The organism is Flammeovirga aprica JL-4 (assembly GCF_012844305.1).
In the GTDB taxonomy this organism is placed as follows: Bacteria; Bacteroidota; Bacteroidia; order Cytophagales; family Flammeovirgaceae; genus Flammeovirga; species Flammeovirga aprica.
In genome coordinates, this window is the sequence record NZ_JABANE010000183.1 from 1 (window position 1) to 9,201 (window position 9,201).

Here is a 9,201-nt window from a genome sequence, read left to right on the forward strand (position 1 = left end):
GAATTGCATGTTATATTTGAGTCAGACTTGTAATAGATTTTTTGTTGGAACTCAAATTTATGCAAGTTAAAACCCCGAAAAAAGCCTAATTCGACATTTTTCGGGGTCTTTTTCACATTTTAGAACAAGTAAATAACTCATTGTTAGCAGATTAAGTATTTACCAAGGTTCCCTACATATAAAGCTCACTTTACATCAATTGGTAATCAATAATTACCAACTGTTCATTTTTTTAACTAAGCACTCTTTTGTGCATTAGTATTTTGCTAAACAGACACCTTATTTATGAAAGAATGCATAATTGTCATTCCAATTTATAAAGAAGTTTTAGACAATAACGAGTTGATTTCTTTTCAGCAATGTCTAAAAGTTCTGAAGAATTGGGACATTTCCATTATAACTTACAAAGAGTTAGACACTTCATTTTACACTCCTTTTTTAGAGGAAAGTAAAGTCCAATATCAGTTTACATACTTTGACCAATCATTTTTTCAAAATGTACACGGATACAATCAACTGATGGTTGACAAGCAATTTTATAAGACCTACAACACGTCCTATAAATACTTAATGATTTACCAATTAGATTGCTTTATTTTTGAAGATCAGGTACAAAAGTGGTGTGCCAGAAATTATTCATATATCGGTGCTCCATGGCCTCATGGACCAGACAATGAACCAGTTAGGTATAAGCATGTAGGAAATGGAGGATTATCCTTACGCAAAATAGAGGACCATATTCGAGTGATTGACCTTTCATCTTCCCTTCCAAAATGCTTTTTGAGTTTCAACTTTGCTAAAAGGCTTAAAAACTGGTATGCTTATATCCGCCTTAAGAACAAAAACTCCAGGCTTTTTAAAAATAATTATAAAAATGAGGACATGTTTTTTGGTAAAAACTCTACTTATGCTTATTCATTTTTTACAGCTCCTGGTCCAAAAGAAGCACTCTTATTCAGTATTGAATCTAGACCAAGAGATTGCGTAGCGATCAATAATATTCTTCCTATGGGTACTCATGCATGGCCAAAATTTGATATTCATTTTTGGGCTGAGCACATAAAACCGTTAGGCTATAATGTAAAAAAGCCTTCTAAAAAACTTTAGAAGGCTAGTATTTTTATTTTCTCAACTGATAATATGGCCAGAAGATATATTTTTTTGATCTTCTCAAGTTAATCCTAAAGTTCATCCAAGTGAGTGCAAACTTTTCTGATGAGGTCAGCTCTAACTCACCCTCTTTATAAAAAACGGTGTCTGAATGATCTTTATACCATACTTTATAATTGTTTTCGTTGATCCACTGAGTAATCTCATTGATATAAGGATTAGTGTAAAACTTTCCATGAGTCTCAATAGAAATGACTTTTGGTCTACTTTTCAAGTTTTGAATAACATACCATTCAGCCCCTTCAATATCAATACTTAATAAGTCGATATCTAAAGTATCAATTTTATCAAAAGTAACGCATGGAACAGTAACCGTTTCATTTTCTGTTACTTTAAAATTATCATTGATTAATGCTGGACTCTTTGGAAGGTCTGAAATAAATGTGGATGCTTCTGCTTTTGATAATTCCAACGTTCCGTTCTTATCAGAGACGGCAACAGGATGGATTGTAATATTATCTTTATTCTCGAAAAAGGTGTCAATCCTTTTTAGTGAATCATCTGAAGGTTCTACAAGGATAGTTCTGACACCCTGATTCACAAAGTCTAAAATATTAGAAGTTTCTGGGTAATATACCCCTACTTCACAAACACAATCTAGCGCTAAGCCCTTTTCCTTTATTTTACGATAAATTTGTTTATTGTCACTATAGTCCATATTAGTTTATATTGAAGCCTTAACTGTTTAAGGTTTCAATATATAACTTATTATATTCTTCTGCATTCTTCTCCCATGAAAAATTAGAAGCATACTCATATACTTCTTGTTCCTTTTTCGTTCTATCGGAATTAAAATCTTTAAGCCCTTCTTTCACCACATTAGCCATATACTCAGGCTTAAAGTTCTCCCAATAATAGGCATACTCTCCACCTACCTCAGGTAAACTGGTTTTGTTGGAAGAGAAAGTTGGTTTTTTCGCCAGCATTGATTCAATAATTGGTAAACCGAATCCTTCCAATAAAGAAGGGAACAAGAAGGCCTCACATTTCTCAAACAAATATGATTTTTCTTGATCAGAAATTGGCCCCAGCAGTTTTACTCTGTCCTGTAAATTCTTTTCTTCTATTAAAGCATTGATTTGATCAACATAAGAAGCTTTTGTCAATTGCCCCGCGATATAAAGTTTATATTTTGGATCAACGAACTCCATCATATTTACCAGCACATGAAAGTTCTTTTTAGGCATTACAGTACCAATAGAAAAGAAAAAAGGAGAATCATCTATATCAGGTTGAGCAGATTCTTTTAGAATTGGAGTTTTAACGCCATTATAGATAACCTTTACAGGTTTAAAAGAAGGAATTTCTAAATTATCTCTCACCACTTTCTCCGTAAATTTAGAGATAACGGTAATCACATCCGCTCGATCTACTGCTTTTTGAATTTGTTTTAGTTTACGATCTGCCTTTGCTTTATTTTTTTCTTCTAAGAAATTCAGATCATGAATTGTATATATATTTTTCTTTGCTTTAACAGCTTTGTAATCTGTAATTTGATGAGTAAGGTGGAATAAATCGATGTTGGAATCAACAGGAAGTATACCTTTTTTAGTCAATGGATTATGGTACCTAAAGTTTACATTATTGGCATCTTCAATATAACTTTTTCTATTTTCTGAAGATAACAAAAACTCCAAAGATACATTACTTTGATCTGCTACTTTAGTTAAGGCATTAGAATAATTAATACTCACTTGCCCCAATCCACAGTTTGGGTACTTTAGGCGTTCTAAATCAACTAATATTTTCTTTCTTCCCGATTTTTTTTTTTTGTAGTTCAAATCATACAATTTAAAATACTTAAAGAAAACATCTGCCGTCACAAAGGAGCTTATTAAAAGCCCTCTCCAGCCTGACATGAAACCTAATTTGAACACGTAACTTCTGAAAAATGCAAAAAGACTTTTCACCACAATCATAAAAGGAGTAATCGTCTTTTTCCCACAATTCTGTTCAGCAAAAAGAGAAGTATATAATTGTAGCTTGTCAATGATATCATTGACAGAAGAATAAGACTCATGAAGCAGATGCCCTTTCAGCATTATTTTCTTCATATCGTGTGTCTCAATTGTTTCGTGTACTTGTACGTCGCTAAATTTAGTAGTTGTCTTGTTATATAATCTTACTTTTTTTTCATTACCAAAATCAGTTCCTTCTATTTTTTTACCTAAGTAGGAATTAGGTCTGTCAACTACGGCAACAGTGTGAGGATCTGTCAAATCGAAGTTTACAATTTCATCACGGAGTTTCTGATCAATAATCTCATCAGCATCGATAGAAAATATCCAATCATTGCTTGTAAAAGAAGCAGCCAGATTTTTCAATGGTCCAAAACCGATAAATTCCGAATGATGCACTTTTACATTTGAAAATTCTGATGCAATAGCTAGAGAATTGTCAGTAGAACCGTTATCCAAAATGATTACTTCCCCAAAAAAGCGTAATGATTCTAAGGTAGCTCTCAAGGATCGCTCACCATTCTTTAAAATCATTACGGCTGAAATATGATCGATACTTATCATATATTATGTTATTTTGAATACTCTTGTAACTCTTGAAGTTTTTTATAAACTCCATCTTCAATATTCATCAAGTTCTGATGATTACCCTGTTCTACAATCTCTCCTTCTTTGATTACAAGAATATTGTCTGCTTCTTGAATTGTTGATAACCTGTGGGCAATTACAAGTACTGTTCTGCCCTTCATCAAATGTTGAATAGCATTCTGTACAAGCTTTTCAGATTCAGTATCTAAGGCAGAAGTAGCTTCATCCAAAATCAAGATTTCAGGGTTTTTCAAAATTGCCCTTGCGATACTTAATCTCTGACGCTGACCGCCTGATAGCTTTGAACCTCGATCACCGATGATAGAATTATATCCTTCATCTGTCTTGATGATAAACTCATGTGCATTGGCAATTTTAGCGGCTTCTTCCACTTGTTCCATAGTAGCATCGGTGCCAAATGCAATGTTATTATAAATAGTATCATTAAACAAAATTGACTCTTGTGTAACAATACCCATATGAGATCGTAGTGAGTTTAATTTGTAATCTTGAATATTGTTCCCATCTATTTCCACACTTCCTTTTCGTGGATCATAGAATCTAGGAATCAAATCTGCCAATGTGGATTTACCACCTCCTGATGGTCCAACCAATGCCAGCATCTGTCCTTTTTTCAACTCAAAATTGATGCCTTTTAAAACATCCTTCTCTTCATATCCAAAAGTAACATCCTTGAACTGTATTCCTACTTTGAATTCTGTTAGCTCTTTCGCCTCCGGATTGTCTTTAATGCTTGGCTTTGTATCTAATAACTGGAAGATACGTTCTGTTGCCGCCATACCTCTTTGGATATTACTGACATTACCTGAAATAGCTTTTACCGGGTTAAGTACTTGAGTGAAAAGTACAAGGTAAGCCATAAATTCTGAGGCTGATAGAGACGGATCATCTGAAAGTACAATTGTTCCTCCTAAGTAAAGTAAAACACCTACAAAGAAAACACCCATCACTTCTGACAATGGAGAAGCTAATTCTCTTTTAGAAGCGAAATCGCTGTATTCCTTCACATAACCTTGGTTACTTTTCTCAAAAGATGATTTCACATAATTGTCTGCATTGAAGCCTTTTACAACTCTCATACCCACAATCGTCTCATCCAAAACACCTAGCAAGTTGGCAGAAATGTCTTGCAAATTATGAGAAACTTGTTTTAATTTTTTAGCAATCAAACCAATTGAAATACCTGATACGGGTAATATCAAGAATACAAACATGGTCATTGTAGGTGACAAGTAAATTAAAGTAGAGAAGAATACAATCAACATAATCGGATCTTTGATGAAAGTAGTCAAAGCTGAAAATGCATTTTCCATCTCCGTGACATCCGTAGTAGAACGAGCCATAATATCACTTTTCTTTGAGTTGGTCAAATAACCAATATCAAGACTTAATACTCTGTCAAAAATCTTTGTTCTTAAAAGTGCTACAGTATTTCTTCTGTAATTCTCCGCCAAACGTCTTTCGATATATCGGAAAGTGTTGGTCATTAGGGATGCCAAGAAAGTAAAAGTACAGATCAACATCAGTGCACTCAATTTGCCTTTTTCAAGCATCAATAAACCAAACTCCTGATAAGCATATTCTTTTATGAATTCACCATTTAGTTGAAAATCATCGAGGGTTAATAAAGTCTCAGGTACTGTAAACGATTCTTCACTGTTAAATAAAATATCTAACAATGGAATCATGAATGTAAAGTTAAGCAAACTGAAAACACTCATTAAGATCGTCACAATAAAATAGGGCAACATAAATGACCCAAGGTTTCCACTAAAGGTTAAAAGTCTTTTATATATTTTCATAAGGCTCTAAGAGCATTTTTTTTCGTATCTCCTATAAATTTAACGACAAATGTAATCATTGCATTCTGATTCATTACTACATATTTGGTATATTTAAAGATTTATTTCAAAGTCTTTATTATTTTTGATAGGATAAATCGAGGTTAAATGAATAGAATAGCATTAGTTGTCGGGAGTACTGGTCTTATTGGTCAACATTTGCTGGAAAAGCTAAGTAAAAATAGCAACTACAGTCAGATTATCGCTTTAACGCGAAAACCTTTAAATACTCAGCATTCTAAAGTTAAAGAAATTATTGTAGACTTTGAACAGCTTGATGCTGTGAAAATAGACAATACCATTGATGATGCTTTTTGCTGTTTGGGAACAACCATGAGAAAAGCAGGAAGTAAAGAAGCTTTTTATAAAGTGGACTTCACTTACTGTGTCAATTTTGGTAAGCTGGCACTTCAAAATGGTGCAAAGAATTTCCAGATTATTTCTTCTATGGGAGCAAGTGCTTCTTCTCCGTTTTATTACAATAAAGTTAAAGGACAAACGGAAGATGAACTGGCAAACATGAACTTCTCTACACTAAATATCTTCCGACCTTCGTTGTTATTGGGAGAAAGGACTGAGAAGAGGATTGGTGAAGACTTGGGTAAAGTTTTAAATCAAATTTTCGCTCCTCTTATTCCTAAAAAATATAAAGGTATAGAAGGTAAAAAGGTAGCAGATTTTATGATGAAAAAAGCCTTGGAGTCTGATCAATCAGGCACCCGTGTATTTACATCTGACAAAATGCAGTAAGTACCAAGTCAAAAAAAAATCATAGTTAATTCTAATGTATTTTTTGTGAGTACAACGCTAAAAAACGTATTAATAGTAGTTCTATTGAAAGTTTTTTGTAGGAAGTAATCGCAAAACAATAAATAGAATTAGTATGATATAATTTTGAATTTGTACTTAATAACCTACCTGAAACTTAAATTTATCTTCGGTTTATTTACTCTGTGCTTCATTTTCTAATACCTAACATACTATCTTAACAAAACTATGTACCCCAAAATATTAAAGGGTGGATCGGGCATTTTTTTCTTTCTAATATGTTTTTTTCAACTAAACATAAACTGCCTTGCCCAACAACATATGGGGCTAGCACCTTCCACTGATAAACATTGGGCTTTGTCTTTCCAGACAGGTGTCAGCAACTACTTTGGTGATCTCACAAAAAGAGCCTCACCTACTGCCGTAGATTTCAATCTTTCTGGAGCACACATTGGTGGTGCTTTTGAAAAAAGGTTCTCTCATCGCTTTATTTTCCGAGGTGAAATTGCCTGGTCCAGATTGCATGGTGACGACGCTCAAACTGCTGCTGTAGGTTCTTTTGAATACAATAGAAACTTACATTTCAGAAATGATGTCTTCCAGCTTTCCGCTCTCGCTCAGATTGATATTTTCCCGCATTATGGGCATTATACACAAAGAAAAAGAGTAACTCCCTACGTTCTCACAGGACTGACGGCTTTATTGCATAATCCAAAAGGAAAAACAACCAATGCCTTTGGTAATACTTGGGTTGATCTGGCCCCTTTGGGTACAGAAGGACAAGGCGGAGAATTCTATAAGCCCAAATACAATAAGGCTGTACTTGCCATTCCTTTCGGAATCGGTGTTAATGTAAAAGTTGCAGACCGTGTTGATGTGGGTATTGAATGGATCAGCAAGTTTACATTCACAGATTACCTTGATGATGTCAGCTTACATTATGTTGGTGATACTCACTTTGGTGAAAATAAACTAGCAGCATCAATGGCCGACCGATCGCAAGAAAGTATTGCTATTTTAACGGGACAGCCAAGACAAGTTCCTTCTGAGAAATTCAGTCCCGGACAAAGACGAGGAAGTAACAATAACAACGATGGCTTCTCTAATTTTATAGTAAGAGTGAGGTATATTTTATCGAAAAATAAACCACCAAAAGCATTGTCATGGCTCCATAAAAACAATGAGCTTTATAAACCAACATTGCACGCGAAGAAAGGCAAAAGTAATTCTCGTGAAGCGTCTAAGTTCACAAAAAATCAGGATAGATATACAATTCAAAACCTTGCTATTAATACAGCAGGTTCTGAAAGGTCTCCTTATTTTTATCATGATGGTCTGATTTATACTACTGACAGAAACGATAGAAAGCATTTCAATAAACATTACAGAAAGTCTTACTACAATTTTTACTTTGCTCCTTTACATGATCTTTATAGAAATGAGCAAACAAGACCTATTGCAATTGACAGCAGTGCTTTCCATCATCATCATCATCATTCAGCCTTTCAGATCGATGATCATCATATGATTGCTACGTTGTATGAAGCAGATGTTCCTCACCTTGAAGTGGCACAGCATAAGTTGTATTCAATCGATATTCTTGGTGAAAATATCTGGTCTAACATTAAAGAACTTCCCTTTAATAATGAACATTATTCTATATCAGAACCTTCTTTCTCTAAAGATGGAAATACACTTTATTTTGTTTCAGATATGGAAGGCGGTTACGGAGGGACAGACATTTATATAAGTTATAAATACAACGGACAATGGACTTACCCTATTAATTTAGGAGATGTTGTCAATACACCTGGCGACGAAGTTTCTCCTTTTATTCACCCTGATGGCACATTGTATTTTGCATCTGACGGACATGAGGGAATGGGCGGTTTAGACTTATATGAAACCTATACTAAAAAAGGAAAAATCTTTGCCGTAGCCAATTTGGGAGCTCCTATTAATTCAACTTATGATGATTATGGTTTGATTCTGAACTCTGTTAAAAGAACAGGGTATTTCACTTCCAACCGTCTGGGAGGTAAAGGTGGAAATGATATCTATCAATTAAATGTCAATGAGATTAACCTTTCAAGAATGCTGACCGATGAGCATGAAAACCTGTTCACAATTGAAGCCATGAAATTGAAAGGAAAAGTAGTTTCAAAAGATACTAAGGTTGCTTTACCTAGAATTCTTGTCAGTTTGAAGAACCTTGAAACCAATGCCTTGGTGACTAAGCGTACGGATGATAACGGTAATTATGATTTTGATATTTCTAATGAATCCAATTATGAAATTTTCCCATCGGCTTTTGGTTATAAAAGAATGAAACCTACCAAAATTTCAACTGTAGGTGTGATAGGAAAAGAAACGCTTGAAAAAACATTAGTGATTGAACCTCTAGCTCAGAAAGTGAAACTCTACGGACAGGTCACAAATAAAACTACCGGAGAACTCCTTAAAAATATAGAACTTGTTTTCATTTCGCCTAATGAGGATGAAAACATCTATGTAAAATCTGATGCTGAAGGGAATTATACTATGGAAATCGACAAGGATAAAAAGTATTATTTCTTTGTAGAGGAAAAAGGATTTTTAGAGAAAAACTATCAGATTCCTGATCTTTCAAAATATAGAACGGTTACTTCTATGAAGTATAATATTCGTTTAGAACCTAAAGAGTAATAGGTAAAGTGTAATGTCCTGAAAAAACGATACAGTTTTTCAGTGAATTAATTTCGATATAAGACTCAATAATTTTAAGAATTATTGGGTCTTTTTTTGTGGGTAACCTTCAGTTTTTTTCTTTTCGCTACCGCGGGTTCCTCAAATTTATCGATGCAAAATTGATTCGC

General features: G+C 34.1%; 6 protein-coding genes. 3 read left to right on the forward strand and 3 right to left on the reverse strand.

Annotated features, from left to right (window positions below; genetic code table 11):
- The first annotated feature begins 285 nt into the window (after positions 1-285).
- Positions 286-1,107: a DUF5672 family protein gene (locus HHU12_RS31975; RefSeq protein WP_169660807.1), complete on the forward strand. Its 822-nt coding sequence runs from the start codon at positions 286-288 to the stop codon at positions 1,105-1,107.
- 13 nt (positions 1,108-1,120) lie between these two features.
- Here the strand turns inward: HHU12_RS31975 and HHU12_RS31980 are convergent, their stop codons facing one another.
- The 3 genes from HHU12_RS31980 to HHU12_RS31990 are packed head-to-tail and all read right to left on the reverse strand — an operon-like array spanning position 1,121 to position 5,539.
- A complete protein-coding gene (locus tag HHU12_RS31980) occupies positions 1,121-1,828 on the reverse strand; it encodes an FkbM family methyltransferase (RefSeq protein WP_169660808.1) in 708 nt (235 codons plus the stop codon).
- Between the two features lie 19 nt (positions 1,829-1,847).
- Positions 1,848-3,692: a glycosyltransferase gene (locus tag HHU12_RS31985; RefSeq protein ID WP_169660809.1), complete on the reverse strand. Its 1,845-nt coding sequence runs from the start codon at positions 3,690-3,692 to the stop codon at positions 1,848-1,850.
- Between the two features lie 8 nt (positions 3,693-3,700).
- Entirely contained in the window at positions 3,701-5,539 is a 1,839-nt protein-coding gene (locus HHU12_RS31990) for an ABC transporter ATP-binding protein (protein ID WP_169660810.1), read from the reverse strand.
- 147 nt (positions 5,540-5,686) lie between these two features.
- On the opposite strand from HHU12_RS31990, the gene HHU12_RS31995 reads away from it, so the two are divergent.
- Positions 5,687-6,328, forward strand: a complete 642-nt coding sequence (locus HHU12_RS31995) for an oxidoreductase (RefSeq protein WP_169660811.1) — start codon at positions 5,687-5,689, stop codon at positions 6,326-6,328.
- Between the two features lie 339 nt (positions 6,329-6,667).
- Positions 6,668-9,031, forward strand: a complete 2,364-nt coding sequence (locus HHU12_RS32000; protein ID WP_169660812.1) for a DUF6089 family protein — start codon at positions 6,668-6,670, stop codon at positions 9,029-9,031.
- Positions 9,032-9,201 lie beyond the last annotated feature (170 nt).